The organism is Mesorhizobium sp. P170090, assembly GCF_057786115.1.
In genome coordinates, this window is record NZ_JBYNWH010000001.1 from 5,784,492 (window position 1) to 5,800,899 (window position 16,408).

18 protein-coding genes are annotated in these 16,408 nt (G+C 64.5%); 10 read left to right on the forward strand and 8 right to left on the reverse strand.

The window, feature by feature from the left end; genetic code table 11:
* Positions 1-132 precede the first annotated feature (132 nt).
* Positions 133-579 carry a redox-sensitive transcriptional activator SoxR gene (gene soxR, locus AC3EML_RS27945; protein WP_023683689.1) on the forward strand — a complete coding sequence of 149 codons (447 nt, stop codon included), beginning with the start codon at positions 133-135 and terminating at the stop codon, positions 577-579.
* Here the strand turns inward: soxR and AC3EML_RS27950 are convergent.
* Positions 576-833 (reverse strand): hypothetical protein, encoded by a 258-nt coding sequence (locus AC3EML_RS27950; RefSeq protein WP_023683688.1) that lies wholly within the window; start codon positions 831-833, stop codon positions 576-578. The two genes, soxR and AC3EML_RS27950, sit on opposite strands and share 4 nt — an antisense overlap.
* Before the next feature lie 275 nt (positions 834-1,108).
* Here AC3EML_RS27950 and hemF point away from each other — a divergent pair, with 275 nt between their 5' ends.
* The 3 genes from hemF (at position 1,109) to AC3EML_RS27965 (ending at position 2,956) form a co-directional block, all read left to right on the forward strand.
* Positions 1,109-2,023 (forward strand): oxygen-dependent coproporphyrinogen oxidase, encoded by a 915-nt coding sequence (hemF, locus tag AC3EML_RS27955; protein ID WP_352521355.1) that lies wholly within the window; start codon positions 1,109-1,111, stop codon positions 2,021-2,023.
* A gap of 255 nt (positions 2,024-2,278) precedes the next feature.
* Positions 2,279-2,539 (forward strand): DUF1344 domain-containing protein, encoded by a 261-nt coding sequence (locus AC3EML_RS27960; RefSeq protein ID WP_023683686.1) that lies wholly within the window; start codon positions 2,279-2,281, stop codon positions 2,537-2,539.
* Positions 2,540-2,770: 231 nt separating this feature from the next.
* Entirely contained in the window at positions 2,771-2,956 is a 186-nt protein-coding gene (locus tag AC3EML_RS27965) for a DUF1059 domain-containing protein (protein ID WP_023670013.1), read from the forward strand.
* A gap of 6 nt (positions 2,957-2,962) precedes the next feature.
* Here the strand turns inward: AC3EML_RS27965 and AC3EML_RS27970 are convergent, their stop codons facing one another.
* The 3 genes from AC3EML_RS27970 to AC3EML_RS27980 are packed head-to-tail and all read right to left on the reverse strand — an operon-like array spanning position 2,963 to position 5,492.
* Entirely contained in the window at positions 2,963-4,234 is a 1,272-nt protein-coding gene (locus tag AC3EML_RS27970; protein WP_352521356.1) for a CCA tRNA nucleotidyltransferase, read from the reverse strand.
* Positions 4,231-4,863, reverse strand: a complete 633-nt coding sequence (locus AC3EML_RS27975) for a CoA pyrophosphatase (protein ID WP_023683684.1) — start codon at positions 4,861-4,863, stop codon at positions 4,231-4,233. The genes AC3EML_RS27970 and AC3EML_RS27975 overlap by 4 nt, the downstream gene beginning before the upstream one ends.
* A complete protein-coding gene (locus AC3EML_RS27980) occupies positions 4,863-5,492 on the reverse strand; it encodes a DUF1285 domain-containing protein (RefSeq protein WP_023670010.1) in 630 nt (209 codons plus the stop codon). The genes AC3EML_RS27975 and AC3EML_RS27980 overlap by 1 nt, the downstream gene beginning before the upstream one ends.
* A gap of 144 nt (positions 5,493-5,636) precedes the next feature.
* On the opposite strand from AC3EML_RS27980, the gene AC3EML_RS27985 reads away from it, so the two are divergent.
* Genes AC3EML_RS27985 through AC3EML_RS28000 form a run of 4 tightly spaced genes read left to right on the forward strand, consistent with a single transcriptional unit; the run spans position 5,637 to position 12,466 of the window.
* Complete coding sequence (locus tag AC3EML_RS27985) at positions 5,637-6,641, forward strand: AAA family ATPase (protein ID WP_023754586.1); 1,005 nt, start codon at positions 5,637-5,639, stop codon at positions 6,639-6,641.
* Complete coding sequence (locus tag AC3EML_RS27990; protein ID WP_023683683.1) at positions 6,641-7,555, forward strand: DUF58 domain-containing protein; 915 nt, start codon at positions 6,641-6,643, stop codon at positions 7,553-7,555. The genes AC3EML_RS27985 and AC3EML_RS27990 overlap by 1 nt, the downstream gene beginning before the upstream one ends.
* Positions 7,552-10,377 carry a DUF4159 domain-containing protein gene (locus AC3EML_RS27995; protein ID WP_352521357.1) on the forward strand — a complete coding sequence of 942 codons (2,826 nt, stop codon included), beginning with the start codon at positions 7,552-7,554 and terminating at the stop codon, positions 10,375-10,377. The genes AC3EML_RS27990 and AC3EML_RS27995 overlap by 4 nt, the downstream gene beginning before the upstream one ends.
* Before the next feature lie 4 nt (positions 10,378-10,381).
* Complete coding sequence (locus AC3EML_RS28000; protein WP_352521358.1) at positions 10,382-12,466, forward strand: hypothetical protein; 2,085 nt, start codon at positions 10,382-10,384, stop codon at positions 12,464-12,466.
* Positions 12,467-12,510: 44 nt separating this feature from the next.
* Here the strand turns inward: AC3EML_RS28000 and clpS are convergent, their stop codons facing one another.
* The 4 genes from clpS to AC3EML_RS28020 form a co-directional block, all read right to left on the reverse strand.
* The gene (gene clpS / locus AC3EML_RS28005) at positions 12,511-12,816 is read right to left on the reverse strand and encodes an ATP-dependent Clp protease adapter ClpS (RefSeq protein ID WP_023670006.1); all 306 of its coding nucleotides are present in this window, start codon (positions 12,814-12,816) and stop codon (positions 12,511-12,513) included.
* A gap of 133 nt (positions 12,817-12,949) precedes the next feature.
* Positions 12,950-13,297, reverse strand: a complete 348-nt coding sequence (locus tag AC3EML_RS28010) for a hypothetical protein (protein ID WP_023713954.1) — start codon at positions 13,295-13,297, stop codon at positions 12,950-12,952.
* 153 nt (positions 13,298-13,450) lie between these two features.
* Positions 13,451-13,681 carry a hypothetical protein gene (locus AC3EML_RS28015; RefSeq protein WP_023670004.1) on the reverse strand — a complete coding sequence of 77 codons (231 nt, stop codon included), beginning with the start codon at positions 13,679-13,681 and terminating at the stop codon, positions 13,451-13,453.
* Between the two features lie 39 nt (positions 13,682-13,720).
* Positions 13,721-14,023: a hypothetical protein gene (locus AC3EML_RS28020; RefSeq protein WP_023683677.1), complete on the reverse strand. Its 303-nt coding sequence runs from the start codon at positions 14,021-14,023 to the stop codon at positions 13,721-13,723.
* A gap of 258 nt (positions 14,024-14,281) precedes the next feature.
* Between AC3EML_RS28020 and AC3EML_RS28025 the strand changes: the two genes are divergently transcribed.
* Together AC3EML_RS28025 and AC3EML_RS28030 are read left to right on the forward strand one after the other, a co-directional pair.
* Positions 14,282-14,998, forward strand: a complete 717-nt coding sequence (locus tag AC3EML_RS28025) for a response regulator (RefSeq protein WP_023670002.1) — start codon at positions 14,282-14,284, stop codon at positions 14,996-14,998.
* Positions 14,995-16,404, forward strand: coding sequence for an ATP-binding protein (locus tag AC3EML_RS28030; RefSeq protein WP_023751261.1), 1,410 nt, complete (start codon positions 14,995-14,997; stop codon positions 16,402-16,404). The genes AC3EML_RS28025 and AC3EML_RS28030 overlap by 4 nt, the downstream gene beginning before the upstream one ends.
* The last annotated feature ends 4 nt before the right edge of the window (positions 16,405-16,408 follow it).

Here is a 16,408-nt window from a genome sequence, read left to right on the forward strand (position 1 = left end):
TGTCGTCATCGCCAACGGCCGTTGCGTCTTGCATCATTCTCACCCAGGCGCACATCGCCTTCTCCTCAATTGCCCTATCGACGTTTCCTGGCTACAAGCTCAACTTAAGTTGAGGTCAAGCGGAAAATCGAGATGGCTCCGGTAAAGGAATTGACGGTCGGCCAGGTGGCGATGCGCAGCGGCGTGGCGGTGTCGGCGCTGCATTTCTACGAGGCGCGCGGGCTGATCCGCAGCCACCGCACGTCGGGCAACCAGCGGCGCTATGGCCGCGACGTGCTGCGGCGGGTGGCGATCATCCGGATCGCCCAGGAGGTCGGCATTTCGCTGGCCGAGATCGGCGCCGCACTTGAATCGCTCCCAGAAGGCCGCACCCCGACGCGCGAGGACTGGAACCTGTTGTCGACCGGCTGGCGCGACGACCTCGATCGCAAGATCACTCAGCTAAAGAAGCTGCGCGACGGCCTGACCGACTGCATCGGCTGCGGCTGCATGTCGATCGACAAATGCCCGCTGCGAAACAGGGAAGATCGCTTGAGTGCGCAAGGGCCGGGCGCAAGGCGACTGCTGGTGGGATCCTAATCCGCCGCCGGCAGCCGCCGTATGGTGAATTCTATGACATCGCCCGGCCGCTCGAACCAGCTTTCGATCTCGGTCCAGTAGGCCTGCTTGGGAAAACGCTCGAACCATTCCTTGGCCTTGAGCCGCGCATCCGGGCGCGGCAGGACGAAGGTCTCGCGCAAAAACCCGTCACGCGGCATGCGCTCGCGCTCGGCGCGTGAACGATCGAGCCTTTTCTTCAGGCCATGCAGCGGCGGTCTTGCCGGCGTGCGCATGAAAGAACTCCTGGGCCGAACCAGATGACACTTGACCCTTGCCCCTAAGAGATTAGGGATCGCGCCCGGAAAAGGCTAGTGGTCCGATTCCAACATTCGCCTCCCTAATCCCCAGGCGCCGTTGCGAATGTTGGAATCACAAGGACCGCTAGCAAGTTTATGTTTCTGGTGGAGTTTTCGAATTTGACATTTGCATCGTGCCCTGCGCCACGCTGTGTGCAAATGTCAAATTCACTCCACTAGGTCCTTTGTCGGCCGCGACCGGAGACAGCATTTTGGAACGACCAGAAATACCGGCAGGCCTGCCACCCGACATCGAACAGAAGAAAATGAAGGCCAGGCTCTGGTTCGAGACGCTGCGGGAGCGCATCTGCACCACCTTCGAGCAGATCGAGCAGGACTTGACCGGTCCGCTGGCCGAATGGTCGCCCGGCCGCTTCGAAAAGACGCCGTGGGAACGAGACCATGGCAAGGGCGGCGGCGGCGCCATGTCGATGATGCGCGGCCGCGTCTTCGAGAAGGTCGGCGTCCATACTTCGACCGTCTATGGCGAATTCTCGCCCGAATTCAGGAAGCAGATGCCCGGCGCCGAGGAAGACCCGAGCTTCTGGGCATCAGGCATTTCGTTGATCGCGCATCCCTGGAACCCCAACGTGCCGGCCGTGCACATGAACACCCGCATGGTCGTGACGTCGCGCCACTGGTTTGGCGGCGGCGCCGATCTGACGCCGGTGCTCGACCGCAACCGCACGGAAGATCACCCCGACACGGTCGCCTTCCATCGAGCCATGCAGTTCGCCTGCGAGAAGAACGCTGCGATCGCCGACCACCCCAAATTCAAGGCCTGGTGCGACGAGTATTTCTATCTGCCGCACCGCCACGAGCCGCGCGGCGTCGGCGGCATCTTTTTCGACTGGCTGCATTCGGGGGAGGAGAAAGGCGGCTGGAATGCCGATTTGAACTTCGTCCAGGATGTCGGGCGTTCTTTCCTTGTCGTCTACGGACACCTGGTTCGCGCCCATTTCAACGAGAACTGGACCGACGACGACCGCGACGAGCAGCTCATTCGCCGCGGCCGTTACGCAGAATTCAACTTGCTTCACGATCGCGGCACCATTTTCGGCCTGAAGACCGGGGGCAATGTCGCCTCGATCCTGTCCAGCCTGCCGCCGGAGGTCAGGTGGCCGTAAACTATCGGTGAGCGCAACGTGAGCCACAATGGCGTCCCATTCGCCGAATCTTGGGATGGAATGTGGCGCAGCGACTATCTTTTTCGTCTAATAGGCAGTTGGAATAAAACGACTATTTGTCGTTTCCGGGCCGGGAAGCGCCGGCGGTTCCCTTGAGAGCAATGAAGGGTGTCGCGACACGACGCTACCGGACGGCCCTGAACAAGGCGGAGCATTTTCCCAAACGAATGCCCGCATTCTCCAGGAGTACTTACCATGCGAAAGCTCATTGTATCGGCAACCGCCGCTGCACTTCTCGCTTCCGGCTCGATTGCCTTTGCCGCGGTCAAGCACACCACGGGCACGGTCAAGACCTATGATGGCACGGCCATGAGCCTTGTTCTGGACGATGGATCCACCTTCACGCTGCCCCAGACCTTCAAGGATCCAGGCTTGAAGGCCGGCGAAAAGGTCCGCGTTTCCTGGGACATGAGCGGCAAGAACAAGGTTGCCGAGTCCGTCAAGATCGTGAAGTGATGGGGACAAGACCGAACGGTCTTGCCTTGGCTTAGCCTGACAAGAGGGGGCGGAGCAGCGCTGCTCCGCCTTTTCGCACCCACGGCAACCAAAACCGTCGAACCGTGTTATGCTAGCTCCCCCGTGCGTGCCCCCGAAACCGACTGCTGTGACAGGGCGCGGAACAGAGATGGCGGAGCTTCGTGTGCCCATGAGAGGCACAGGCTCCAAGGAGGAAAAGGAGAAAACCCCATGAAGGAATTCCATTGCGGCTCGCTGGTTCCCGGCTGTGAGTGGCACACCCGTGCCGGTGAGGAAGCCGAGGTCATGCGCCGCGCCGTCGACCATATGCGCGAGACACATGGCGAAACGGTCATTCGCGAGACGATGATCGAGGCGATCCGCTCGCGCATCGAGAAAGTTCGCGACGCGGCCTGAGCAGTCCTATCTGGCCTTCAAGGCTTCCGCGGCGCGCTCCAGCAGCGCGTCGCGATCGAGCGCAAAGCCGGACCCGATCCATTCCTTTTCCAGGTTTTTCAGGATCGCACCGAGTATTGGCCCCGGCGACGCGCCAAGCGCCGTCAGATCGCCGCCCTTGACTGGGAACACCGGTTTTTCCCATTTCAGCGCAAAAGCGAGCAGGCGCGAAAACCCGCCGGCCTGAACCAGCGCGTCATTGTCCTCGAGAGCCCGCGCTCGCGCCGACGCCAGCGACAGCCGCAGGCGATCGAGAAAACCCTGGCGCTCGCCGGAATAGAGTTTCTTGGCCAGTTCCGCTTCGCTTGTCTTGGGCTCGACGGCAGCCGTCAGCGCCCAGTGGCGCAGGCGCTCCGCCTCAGTGGTCGAAAGTTTCAGCCGCTCGGCCAGTGTCTTCATCCGCGCCGCATCGGGCGGCACGATCGCCTCCAGCCTGAGCAGCGGCTCCGGCGCCCAGCCCAGATCCTTCTCTGTCTTGGTCAGCCCATGAATGGCATCGATGCCCCATTTCTCGCTTTCCGGCAGGGCGCTGGTGAGCACGCCGGCCTGGCGCATCCACAGCAAGGCGCGCGACGGATCTGGGGCCGATAACAACTTCTTCAGCTCGGACCAGATGCGTTCGGCCGAGAGATAGGCGAGACCGTCCTTGAGCCGGGCGCAGGCCTTCAATCCCTCGGCATCGGGCCGACCCTCGCCATACCAGGCGAAAAAGCGGAAGAAACGCAGGATGCGCAGATAGTCTTCGCGGATCCGCTGCTCGGCATCGCCAATGAAGCGCAGCCTTCGTGCCTCGATATCGCCGGCGCCGCCGACCAGGTCCACGACCGTCCCGTCAGCCTCCGCATAGAGCGCGTTGATGGTGAAATCGCGCCGTTCGGCGTCGGCCTTCCAGTCGCGGCCGAACGACACTTTGGCGCGGCGGCCATCGGTCTCGATGTCGGCGCGCAGCGTGGTGACCTCATAGGGCGCGCCGCCGGCAATCACCGTGATCGTGCCGTGCTCGATGCCGGTCGGCACCGCCTTGAAGCCCGCCGCCTCGGCGCGGCGAACGGTTTCCTCGGGCAGGCAAGTGGTAGCAACGTCGATATCGGCGACCGGCTGCCCAATCAGCGCATTGCGCACCGCGCCGCCCGCGATGCGGGCTTCCTCGCCGCCCTGCGCCAGCACGGCAAGCAGCCGCTGCAGATGCTTTTCACCCAGCCAGTCGGCTCTGCCCGCCAGCGATATCGGATCACTCAAGCATAGAGCCTTTCATAGAGCGTGCGGATGATGCCGGCGGTGACGCCCCAGATGCGCTGGCCGCCATAGGGCATATCGTAGAAGAACCATTCCAGATCGTTCCACATGCGGCTGTCCCTGGTGTGGTTGGCCGGATCCATCAGGAACGAAAGCGGCACTTCGAAGGCGGCGTCGACCTCGTCGGAATTGAGCGACAGCGTAAAACCGGGCTCGACGATCGCCAGCACCGGCGCGATGCGATAGCCGCTGCCGGCGACATAATCGGGCATGCGGCCGATGATCTCGATGCGGTCATGGCCGAGGCCGATCTCCTCGAAGGTCTCGCGCAAGGCCGCTGCTTCCGGGGTCGCATCGGTGGGATCAATGGTGCCGCCAGGAAAAGCCACCTGCCCGGAATGGCTGCGCAGTTTTTCCGCCCGCTTGGTCAAAAGCACGGTCGCATCGCGTCCATGATCGACGACCGGGATCAGCACCGCGGCGTCGCGCAGCGCTTTGAGCTGCGTCAACCGTGGATGGCCGGGGTTGAAGCGATGATCGCCATAATCGTCGCCGGCATGGGCTTCAGCTTGCGCCGCGACCCGCGCGCGAAAATCCGCTGTGGAAAACGGCGGCGGCCTCACCTGATCCATCATGCGCTCAGCCGCTTCAGTTTTTCCGCCGGCATGATCGGATAGATTTCGCCTTTCGAGCGCACGGCAAACATCGTCTTGCCGCCGATATCGATCTCCTCGCCATGCTCGACCAGTTCGTACATCACCGGCCGCGCCACCAGCGCTTCCAGCCGCCCGCGCACCAGCACATAGGGTTTTAGCCCGCCGGTCTCGTTCTCGTCGACGAAGCGCAGCGGATGGCCAGGCCCGGCCTCGACGACATCGCCGACATTAGTGCGGAAAGTGATGGTCTGCTCGGCGCCGGCGCCGGAAACATCCATTTCAACCGCGATGAAAGGCGCGTCCACGACGCGGATGCCGACCCGTTCGACCGGCGTCACCAGATAGGTCCTGCCATCCTCGTCCTTGCGCAGCACGCTGGAAAACAGCTGCACCAGCGGCATGCGGCCGATCGGCGTACCGAGATAGAACCACGTTCCGTCCTGTTTGATCTCCATGTCGAGATCGCCGCAGAAGTCGGGATTCCAGCGCTCCACCGGCGCCGCGCCCTTGCCGGCGCGAGCCGCACGCGAGATCAACGCTTCGAGACCGCGCGCCTCGGTTGCGGCAGCAAGGCTGTGTTCGCGATGTTCGGAGCGTTCCGTCATGGTCACGAAATAGTCACTGTTGTTCCGCTTGTCAGCCTAAGTCTGTGATTTAAATTCATTCGTAGGCGCCAGGCGAAGCCGAATCGCGGCATTCTAAGGCACTACAGTGCAAGCCGGTACTTCCAGCACAAGGATCGATGCGGCATGAGCGTAATGGTCAAGGAAAGCCCAATCAGCGAAAAGGACATGATCGCCCAGGCCGAGACGGCGCTGGCCGATATTTCCAGGGTGCGCGACGGCGTCGGCCGTGTCATTTTCGGCCAGGAAGTGGTGGTCGAGCGCACGCTGGTGGCGCTGCTTGCCGGCGGCCATGCGCTGCTGGTCGGCGTGCCCGGCCTTGCCAAGACCAAGCTGGTCGAAACGCTCGGTGTCGTGCTCGGCCTCGATTCGCGCCGCATCCAGTTCACACCCGACCTGATGCCGTCGGACATTCTCGGCTCAGAGGTGATGGAACAGGACGAGGCCGGCAAGCGCTCCTTCCGCTTCATCTCTGGCCCGATCTTCGCGCAATTGCTGATGGCCGACGAGATCAACCGCGCCTCGCCGCGCACCCAGTCGGCGCTGCTGCAGGCGATGCAGGAATATCACGTCACCATCGCCGGCATTCGCCACGACCTGCCCGCGCCCTTCCATGTACTGGCGACGCAAAACCCGCTGGAGCAGGAAGGCACCTATCCCCTGCCCGAAGCGCAGCTCGACCGCTTCCTGATGCAGGTCGACATCCTTTATCCCGAAATCGAGGCCGAGCGGCGCATCCTGCTCGAAACCACCGGCATCGAGGACGCCAAGGCGCAAAACGTGCTGCAGCCGGCGCGGCTGAGGGAAATCCAGACGCTGATCCGCCGTATGCCGGTGCCCGAAACCGTCGTCGACGCCATCCTCAAACTGGTGCGTTCGGCGCGTCCCGGCCAGGGCAATGCCGAGACCGACAAGCATGTCGCCTGGGGTCCCGGCCCGCGCGCCAGCCAGGCGCTGACGCTGTGCGCCCGTGCGCGCGCGCTTTATGACGGGCGGCTGGCGCCGTCGGTGGACGATATCCGCGCGCTGGCCGAACCGGTGCTGCAGCACCGCATGGCGCTGACCTTTGCCGCCCGCGCCGAGGGCACGACCGTGCGCGACGTGGTAGCGAAACTGGCCAAAGGAATCTGATGGCGCGTATCGGCGAAGTCCAGGCACCGGCAGCGACGCGCGACGCGCTCGCCAGGGGCCGGTTGCGGGCTTCGCTGGTGCCGGACCTGCTGGTCGAGGCACGCCGTATCGTCAATACGGTAATTGCCGGCTGGCATGGCCGCCGCAAGCGCGGCATCGGCGAGAATTTCTGGCAGTTCCGCCCCTATGTCGAAGGCGATTCCTCGCGCATCGACTGGCGCCGTTCGGCCCGCGACGACCACACCTATGTGCGCGACCGCGAATGGGAAGCAGCCCACACGGTGTGGCTTTGGGCCGACCCATCGCCCTCCATGCTCTACAAATCGACTGGCGCCAGCGTTTCCAAGGAATCGCGCGCGCTGGTGCTGGCACTGGCCATGGCCGAACTTTTGTCGCGCAGCGGCGAGCGCATCGCATGGCCCGGCCTGACAGATCCGTTCACCGCCCGCAACGGCGCCGAGCGCATCGCAGCGCAGTTGATGCACGCCGCGGACCTGCCAGCAAAGCCTGACCTGTCCGCCATCCGCCGCTTCTGCGACATCGTCGTCGTGAGCGATTTCCTCGACCCGGTCGAGGAGACCATGGAATGGCTCGATGTGCTGGCGCGGCATGGCGTGCGTGCGCATCTGATCGAGGTTGCCGATCCGGCGGAGGAGACCTTTCCTTATGCCGGCCGCACCGAATTCACCGATCCCGAGACCGGCGACAAGTTGACCGCCGGCCGCGCCGAAATGCTCGGCGACGAATACCGCCTGCTCTACACCGCCCGCCGCCAGGAGATGGCCAGCTGGTGCAAGCGCCTCGGCTGGAGCTACACCGTCAACCACACCGATCGCCTCGCTTCCGAGGCGCTGGTGCGCATCCACATGGCGATGACCGCCGATGGCGCATTCGTGGGAAGGGCCGGCGCATGAGCTGGCTGCCGCTCTCCTTTGGCGCTCCCATGGTGTTGTGGGGCCTGCTCGCGCTGCCGGTGATCTGGTGGCTGCTCAGGCTCACACCGCCCAAGCCGCAGTCCGAAATGTTTCCGCCGCTGAAGATCCTCGCTCGCGTGCTGAAGCGCGAGGAAACGCCGCAGCAGAGCCCGTGGTGGCTGACGCTGCTGCGGCTGTTGATGGCAGCCCTTGTCGTCGCGGCATTAGCCGAACCCGTTTTCAATCCGCGCGAAAAATTGCCGGCCGAGGGCGCCGCCCTGGCGCTCGTCATCGACAATGACTGGGCGAGTGCTGCCGACTGGGGCAAGCGCGTCGCCACCGCCCAGCGGCTGATCGCCGATGCCGGTTCGAACGGCGTACCGGTCGTCATCGCCTTCACCGCCGAAAAGCCGAACGCCGAGATCGGCCCCTTCGATGCGGCGGCTGCCCTCGACCGGCTGCGCGCCGCCAAGCCGAGGCCGATCCCGACCGACCGACCCGCTGTCTATGCCCGCGTCGCCGGCGTGCTGGAAACCTTGCCCGGCGCCAGCGTTGCCGTTCTCGCCGACGGCCTTGCGGCAAAGGGCGACGAGGCCGCCTTCAACACACTGCTGTCGAAAAACGCCGCCCGTGTCGTCTGGGCCTATTCCGACCGGCTGGCGCTGACTGGGCTCACTGGCGCCGAAAATCAGGTCGACGGCTTCGCCCTGACCGCCATCCGCGCGCCCGGCGATCCGGCGCCGGCACAAGTCACCGCCGGCGCCTTCGACGACAAGGGCCGCCGCATCGCCGACGCGACGCTGACCTTCGCGCCGGGTGAGACTACCGCCACCGGCACGATGGCGGTGCCGTTCGAACTGCGCAACGACTTCGCCTCGATCGCGCTCGACGGCGAACGCCAGGCAGGTGCTGTGCGCGTGCTCGACGAAAGCTCCAAGCGCCGCCGCGTCGGACTTTTATCGCAGGCCGAGGCCGACCAGGCGCAGCCGCTTCTGTCGCCGCTCTATTACATCAGGCGCGCGCTGCAGCCTTTCGCCGATCTGGTCGAACCGTCGAGCGTCGATCTCGCCGACGCCATCCCGCAGCTTCTCGACCAGAAGCCGGCGATGATCGTCATGGCCGATATCGGTACCATTCCGCCGCAGGTCCATCAGCGGCTGGTCGACTGGGTCGACAATGGCGGCACGCTGGTGCGCTTTGCCGGTTCGCGGCTGGCCGCCGCCGGCAATGACGATGATCTGTTGCCGGTCAGGCTGCGCACCGGCGAGCGCTCGCTTGGCGGCGCGCTGTCATGGACGACGCCGCAAGCGGTGACCGAATTCCCGAAGAACGGCCCGTTCGCCGACCTCGCACCGCCGGCCGAAGTCACGGTGAGCCGGCAGGTGTTGGCCGAACCGACGCCGGACATCGTCGAGCGCACCTGGGCAACCCTTGCCGATGGCACCCCGCTGGTGACCGGGTTGAAGAAGGGCAAGGGCACGCTGGTGCTGTTCCATATCACCCCGGAAGCGACATGGTCGACGCTGCCGATCTCCGGCAGCTTCGTCGAGATGCTGCGGCGCATCGTGCAGCTGTCGCGCAACCAGGGTGCGGCGGTTGCCAACGCCGAAGCCGCTGCTACGTCGCTGGCGCCTTATCGCATGATAGCCGCCGACGGCACTTTGGTGCCGCCGACGCCGGACGCACGACCGCTGGTCCCTGGCGCCGGCTCGCTGCCGGTGACGTTCGAGAACCCGCCCGGCCTCTATGGCTCGGAAACCGGCGTTTTCGCCCACAATCTGCTCGACCCGGCCACCGCCTTCGCGCCGCTGGTGCGCCCGCAATTCACAGTGCCGGTGACCAATATCCAGTACGCTTTCGATGAATCGCGCGACCTCAAGGGATCGCTGGTCACAGCGGCACTTGTGCTTATGCTGCTCGACACGCTGGCGGTGTTCTGGGTGGGCGGGCTGATGTCGCGCCGACCGCGCCGCGCCCGATCGGCCGCGGCAACGACGGCTGCGCTGCTGCTTGGCCTCGGCATGCTGTTTGGCCATGCCGACCTCGCCCGCGCCGACGACGCCAAGCCCGGCGATGCCGCCGCTATCGAGGACATTGCCAAGACCCGCATCGCCTATGTGCTGACCGGTGTGCCCGGTGACGATTCGATCAGCCGCGCAGGGCTCGAAGGCTTGACCCGCTTCCTGATCGAGAAGACCGCGCTCGAGCCGGGCGCGCCGGCGGGCGTCGATATCTCGAAGGACGAGCTTTCCTTCTATCCGCTGATCTACTGGCCGATCGATCCCTCCGCGCCGATGCCGAGTCAAGCCGCGATCGCCCGCATCGACGCCTATATGCAGCAGGGCGGCACGGTGCTGTTCGACACGCGCGACCAGTTCGCCAACGGCATCGGTGCGGATTCGGCGAGCCCGGCGACGGAACGGTTGCGCGACATTCTCGGCAATCTCAACGTGCCGCCGCTGGAGCCGGTGCCCGCCGACCATGTGCTGACCAAATCCTTCTTCATCCTGCCCGAATTTCCCGGCCGCTTCTCCGGCAGCCCGCTCTGGGTGGAAGCCTCGCTCGAGGCCAGCAATGCCGAGAATCGGCCGGTACGCGTCGGCGACGGCGTCTCGCCGATCCTGATCACCGCCAATGATTTTGCCGGCGCCTGGGCCGTCGACGAGAATGGTGACCCGCTTTTGCCGACCGTGCCATCGGATCCGATGCAGCGCATCTATGCGCTGCGCGCCGGCGTCAACATCATGATGTACATGCTGACCGGCAACTACAAATCCGACCAGGTGCACGTGCCGATCCTGCTCGAACGGCTGGGGCAGTAAGCCTATGAACTGGTCGATTTCCTTCGAACCGCTGCTGTCCTGGCCCTTGCTGGCTTTGGTGCTCGCACCGCTGCTGGTGCTGGCGGCTGTCGGCTTGTGGTTTCGCCAGCGCGGCGCGATCTTCCGCTTCGCGGCGCTGATTGCGCTGGGCGCAGCACTCCTCAATCCGGTCTTCCTCGATGAGGAGCGCGAGGCGCTGAAGAGCGTCGTTGCCGTCATCGTCGACCGCAGCCAGAGCCAGGATATCGGCGACCGGACCAAACAGACCGACGAAGCGCTTGCCGGTTTGCAGCAGCGCCTTGGCCGCTTCAAGCAGTTCGACGTCCGCGTCGTCGAGGCCGGCAAGTCGGAAGCCGCCGACGAGCGCACCGAGACCAAGCTTTTTGCAGCGCTTGAAGGCGCTTTCCGCGACGTGCCGCCCTCGCGCATCGGTGGCGCCATCATGATCACCGATGGCGAGGTGCATGACGCACCGGCCGCCCCCGACTTCAATGCGCCGCTGCACGCGCTGATCACCGGCAACGAGCACGAGAAGGACCGCCGCATCCGCTTCGAGAACGCGCCACGCTTCGGCCTCGTCGGCAAGCCGCTCGACATGACCTACCGCGTCATCGCCACCGACGGCGAAACCGGCCCGGTCGATGTCCGCGTCTCGGTCAATGGAGAGCAGGTCGCGGTCGAAGAAGCGACCATCGGCCAGGCGATGCCGCTGCAGGTGACCATCCCCGGCGCCGGCCGCAACATCGTCGAACTCTCTATTGACCGCGAGCCGGGCGAACTGACCGACGCCAACAACCGCGCCATCGCGCTGATCGACGGCATCCGCGAGAACTTGCGCGTGCTTTTGGTTTCCGGCGAACCGCATGCCGGCGAGCGCACGTGGCGCAATCTGCTGAAATCCGACGCCTCGGTCGATCTCGTCCATTTCACCATTCTGCGGCCGCCGGAAAAGCAGGACGGCACGCCGATCAACGAACTGTCGCTGATCGCCTTCCCGACCCGCGAGTTGTTCGTCGAGAAGATCAAGGATTTCGATCTCATCATCTTCGACCGCTACCAGCACCGCGACGTGCTGCCGATCCTCTATTACGACTACATCTCCGAATACGTCGAAAAGGGCGGCGCGCTGCTGATCGCCGCCGGGCCGGAATATGCCGGCGACTCCTCGATCGCCCGCACCCCGCTAATGTCGTCGCTGCCGGCAATGCCGACCGGCGAAGTCATCGACAAGGCCTTCTATCCGCGCCTCACCGATCTCGGCCAGCGCCATCCGGTGACGCGCGGCCTCGACGGCTCGGCGACCGAGCCGCCGCGCTGGAGCCGCTGGTTCCGCACCATCGGCGTGCAGAACCCCGAAGGCGAAGTGGTGATGAAGGGCGCCGACAACCGCCCGCTGCTTCTGCTCGATCATAAGGGCGAAGGCCGCGTCGGCATGCTTCTGTCCGATCAGGGCTGGCTATGGGCGCGCGGCTTCGAGGGTGGCGGGCCGCATGTCCAGCTTTACCGCCGCATCGCCCACTGGCTGATGAAGGAACCTGAACTCGAGGAAGAGCGGCTGACCGCCGACGGCCGCGGCATGATGCTGGAAATCCGCCGCCAGACGATGAGCGACGATCCCGGCCCGGCGCAGGTGATCACCCCTTCGGGCAAGGCGCTGATCGTCAAGCTGGAGAAGTCCGAACCCGGCGTTTTCCTGGGCAGCATCGAGACCAAGGAGATCGGCCTCTACCAGATCGGCAATGGTGACCTGACCGCACTCGCCCATGTCGGCCCGGTCAACGCGCCGGAATTCTCCGACGTCGTCTCTACCGAGGACCGGTTGAAGGCTGCGACTGAGGCCACCGGCGGCAGCGTGCGCCGGCTGGCGGCCTCCTCCACCCTTGGCCAGCTCACCGGCAGCGTCACCCTGCCCTCCATCGTCCCGGTCCGCGCCTCCGGTGCGGCCTCGGGCGCAGACTGGATCGGCCTGCGCAGCACCGACGACAGCGTGCTCAAAGCCGTCTCGCGCGTACCCCTGTTCGGCGGCTTCCTCGGCCTTTGCCTGCTGCTGCTGGCCATGGGCGCGATGTGGTACAGAGAGGGAAGGTAAGGATCCCTTCTCCCCGTCACTATACGGGGAGAAAGACGCTCAACCTACTCCTCCGGCTCCGTCGTAAACAGCAGCGGGTACCCCTTGGCCTTGGCCGCGTCGACGGCCCGTGTCGCCTTGGTCTCGGCGACATCCCTGGTGAAGACGGCAACGACGCAAACGCCGAGCCGGTGCGCGGTGATCATCACCCGGTTAGCCTGGTCTTCGCTGAGCTTGAACTCGCCCTTCAGCACCGTCACCACGAATTCGCGCGGCGTAAAATCGTCATTGATGAGGATGACCTTGTAGAGCTTCGGCCGCTCGGTCCGCGGCTTGGTCTTGGTGCGGGGTTTGGAACTGATTTCAGGCATCGGGAACCGGTATCGCGCGAGGGGTCGCTCTCACTTTGTCATGGGGGAAAGCCGTCGTCCATTTTGATCGGCGCGCCAAACCGGCTTCCCGGAAGTGCTGCCGTTCACAAATTTAGGAAGTGTATGCTGCGGTTCAACGGCCCTGGCGATTGGCGACGCGACGAGCCTGGAATTGCCGTGCGCTGGATGCCGCATCCGGCCTTGATCCGGCCGCCTTGTATTCGACCCAGGCGACCGCGAGCCAGCCGAAGAAGCAGGCCAGCGCCGCGCCGGTGATCACGGTAAGCAGCAGGCTTTGCCATGGTGTGATGTATTGCCAGCTGCTGGAGATTGCCGGTGCAAACAGCGACGGCTCTGTGCGCCCGCTCACCGGATCGGGCACCGGGCTGGCGGTGAACTGGATCAGCACCCTGACCATTGCCGAGGCCACAAGGCCGCCGATGGCCATCGAGCGCAGAATGGATGAAAGCCGCTTCTTCATGCGGGCTATCCTACCGGACCGGCATTGCAAACGGGTTAAAGTCCTGGGTGGCCGGCACCCATCAACGGGTAATCATGCTCACACGACAAGGCCGCTCCAGCCGGGGGGGTGCTGGAGCGGCCTTGTTACAGACAAGCCTGTTGGCTGTCTGGATCAGGCCTTCGGGGCGTCCGTCTTGACGACCTTCTTCGCCTTCTTGTGCTTCTTGACGGGCTTCTTGGCGACGACCTTCTTCACCGGGGGCTTGGCGGTCGTGGTCGCCGGAGCGGTGGTCGTGGAAGCAGCCGGAGCAGCGGTCGTGGTGGCAGCGGCATTGCCCAGAGCCGGCATTGCGAAAGCGAGAGCGACGGCGAGACCGGTGGCGGAGAGGATGGACTTTTTCATGGCTTCATTTCCTTCTTTGTGCGGGTCGTGTTTCGAGTGTCACTGAACCGGGTCGATCGGTGTCACTCCAAGCAGCTTCAAAGCGTTCGCGAGCATCCGGATACCCTGTGCCTGTTTCTTGTTGGCGCAGAACCGGTTTCCCTTTCTTTGCAGTGCTTTCGCCGCGGTGACCTGCGTTGCCGCGGCATGGGTCTCAAGGGCTTCGTCTACCTGGCGATTGAGATCGATGCAGCGCTCGCTCCTTGTGATCGGCGTCACCTTTGCGGTTGTGGCTCCGACCGCGGCTGTGACGAGCGGAATGCTGAGCAGCGCACCCATCAAGCTGATCGTGAACCTGTGCATTGGTGATGTCCGTTACTCCGGAGACTTCGCGTCGCAGCCGATGTCCTGACCGCCACGGCACCCTTTATGCCCTTGATTTTTTTCGGGAGTTTTTCCGGACTATAGAATTTTGTTTCTGAATTGTTTCTGGCAAATCGGCTTTGCGGGCGATCATCGCCGCTGGCCAACATGTGGCCAGAATTCTATCGTGTGGGTGACGCCACAGAAGCAGACTCAGAAGGCAGCCGCCGACCGGCCGCCAGCAATGACAGGATCGCCGTGAAATCCGATGCGCACATACTGATCGTCGACGACGACAAGGGCATTCGCGACCTGCTTCAGGAATTCTTCCAGAAGCGCGGCCTGCGCACCACGGTTGCCGCCGACGGCGTCGAGATGGAAGACATACTGCGCCGCACGCAGGTAGACCTGATCGTGCTTGATGTGATGCTGCCGGGAAAGAGCGGGCTGGAGCTCTGCCGCGACCTGCGCGCCAGCTACTCGACGCCGATCATCATGCTGACGGCGGTCACCGAGACCACCGACCGCGTCGTCGGCCTGGAAATGGGCGCCGACGATTATGTGCCCAAACCCTTCGATCCGCGCGAGCTGCTGGCCCGTATCCGCGCCGTTTTGAGGCGCAATGGTGCTGCCGAGCCGAAGCGGGCCACCACCAAGCAGATCTATCATTTTGCCGGCTGGACGATGGACTGCTCGCGCCGCCGGCTGATGGCGCCGGGCGACGTCAGGGTCGAACTGACGATGGCGGAGTTCAACCTGTTGCAGACCTTCGTCAAAAGCGCGCAGCGCGTCCTCACCCGTGACCAGCTCATCGAGCTTTCCGGCGGTGACAGCGACTATTCCTTCGACCGCAGCATCGACATCCTGGTCAGCCGTCTCAGGCGCAAGATGGAAGACGACCCCAAGACGCCGAAACTGATCCTGACTGTGCGCAGCGGCGGCTACCAGTTCCTGCCCGAGACCACCTCCGAATGAGACGTTTCCTGCCGCAAACCCTGCCGGTCTGGGTTTTGCTCATCGTCATTGCCGGCCTGCTGATCAGCCAGGTCGCCACGCTCTACATCGTCTCGCGCGATCGTGCCGTCGCCAATGACGAGGTCGATCTCTACCGGCTTAACGACCGCGCCTATTCGCTGGTGCAGCTGATGCATGACGACACGCCGGAGCAGCGCAAGCTGACGGCCTCCGGTCTGTTCAACGCCACCTATGCGCTCACCGTTTCGGACACGCCCGCGGTCACCTCGTCGATCGCCGGCGACGACGAACTGGCCGAACTCGAGGACATCCTGGTCGGGCGGCTGTCGAAATTCGGCATCACCGACGCCCGCGTCCGGCGCGATCCGGCAACCCAGGCAGCCAACGCGCCTGGCGGTGTGGCCGTGACCAAGGATGTCGGCGCGGTGGAGCGTGACCTGTTATCGCTGGCGGCCAGCTTCGCCCAGAGCGACAAGCTGACGGCATCTGTCCGCTTCGCCGACGGCCAATGGCTGAATTTCACCGAGCCCAACACGCCGGTCGGACCGATATTGAGCTTCGACAGCCTGCCGCTCTATTCGCTGATCGCGGCCCTGGTGGTGATCATGTCGATCTGGTCGCTGCGCCGGCTGACGGCGCCCTATCGGATGATGGAAACGGCGGTCAACCGGATCGGCACGGACCTGAAGAGCCCGCCGATCGCCGAGACCGGCAGCCGCGAAATCCGCGCCGCGGCCAAAGCCGTGAACGCCATGCAGGTCCGGCTGCGCGACTATGTCGAGGACCGCGAACATCTGGCCGCCGCGCTCGCCCACGATCTGCGCACGCCGCTGACCCGCATGCGGCTGCGCCTCGAGCTGTTGCGCAGATCGACGGCGCGCGAGGCGCTCGCCCACGACCTCGCCGACATCGAGAGCATCGCCAGCTCCGTCATCGACTTCGCCACCTTCGAAGTCACCGAGGAGAAGAGCGAGCGGATCGATTTCTGGTCGCTGGTGGAATCGATCGCCGACAGTTTCGAGGACGTCACGTTCGACCATGACGGCGCCAGGCCGCGTGGCATGATCTGCATGGCGCGGCCGGTGGCGCTCAAGCGCTGCGTCAACAATCTGGTCCAGAATGCCGTGACCTACGGCAAGAAAGCCCATGTCAGCCTGCGGCAGTCGGACGGCGCGGTCACGCTGGTTATCCGCGACGAGGGGCCGGGCATACCGCAGGCGCAGCTCGACCAGGTGTTCGGTTCCTTCGTGCGGCTGGAGCAATCGCGCAACCGCCAGACCGGCGGTCTCGGGCTAGGCCTGACCATTGCCCGCAACATTGCGCGTGCCGCCGGCGGCGATGTCAACCTGTCCAACCATCCTCGCGGCGGCCTGCTGACGGAGCTCAGCCTGCCGCTGGCGGCATAAGGCA

Coding starts and splice junctions, on each gene's coding strand:
- AC3EML_RS28030 (WP_023751261.1), top strand. CDS start 14,995: ATGAGACGTTTCCTGCCGCAAACCCTGCCGGTCTGGGTTTTGCTCATC.
- AC3EML_RS27965 (WP_023670013.1), top strand. CDS start 2,771: ATGAAGGAATTCCATTGCGGCTCGCTGGTTCCCGGCTGTGAGTGGCAC.
- AC3EML_RS27995 (WP_352521357.1), top strand. CDS start 7,552: ATGAGCTGGCTGCCGCTCTCCTTTGGCGCTCCCATGGTGTTGTGGGGC.
- AC3EML_RS27985 (WP_023754586.1), top strand. CDS start 5,637: ATGAGCGTAATGGTCAAGGAAAGCCCAATCAGCGAAAAGGACATGATC.
- AC3EML_RS28000 (WP_352521358.1), top strand. CDS start 10,382: ATGAACTGGTCGATTTCCTTCGAACCGCTGCTGTCCTGGCCCTTGCTG.
- AC3EML_RS28010 (WP_023713954.1), bottom strand. CDS start 13,297: ATGAAGAAGCGGCTTTCATCCATTCTGCGCTCGATGGCCATCGGCGGC.
- AC3EML_RS27960 (WP_023683686.1), top strand. CDS start 2,279: ATGCGAAAGCTCATTGTATCGGCAACCGCCGCTGCACTTCTCGCTTCC.
- AC3EML_RS27990 (WP_023683683.1), top strand. CDS start 6,641: ATGGCGCGTATCGGCGAAGTCCAGGCACCGGCAGCGACGCGCGACGCG.
- clpS (WP_023670006.1), bottom strand. CDS start 12,816: ATGCCTGAAATCAGTTCCAAACCCCGCACCAAGACCAAGCCGCGGACC.
- soxR (WP_023683689.1), top strand. CDS start 133: ATGGCTCCGGTAAAGGAATTGACGGTCGGCCAGGTGGCGATGCGCAGC.
- AC3EML_RS28015 (WP_023670004.1), bottom strand. CDS start 13,681: ATGAAAAAGTCCATCCTCTCCGCCACCGGTCTCGCCGTCGCTCTCGCT.
- AC3EML_RS28020 (WP_023683677.1), bottom strand. CDS start 14,023: ATGCACAGGTTCACGATCAGCTTGATGGGTGCGCTGCTCAGCATTCCG.
- AC3EML_RS27980 (WP_023670010.1), bottom strand. CDS start 5,492: ATGACGGAACGCTCCGAACATCGCGAACACAGCCTTGCTGCCGCAACC.
- AC3EML_RS27950 (WP_023683688.1), bottom strand. CDS start 833: ATGCGCACGCCGGCAAGACCGCCGCTGCATGGCCTGAAGAAAAGGCTC.
- AC3EML_RS27975 (WP_023683684.1), bottom strand. CDS start 4,863: ATGGATCAGGTGAGGCCGCCGCCGTTTTCCACAGCGGATTTTCGCGCG.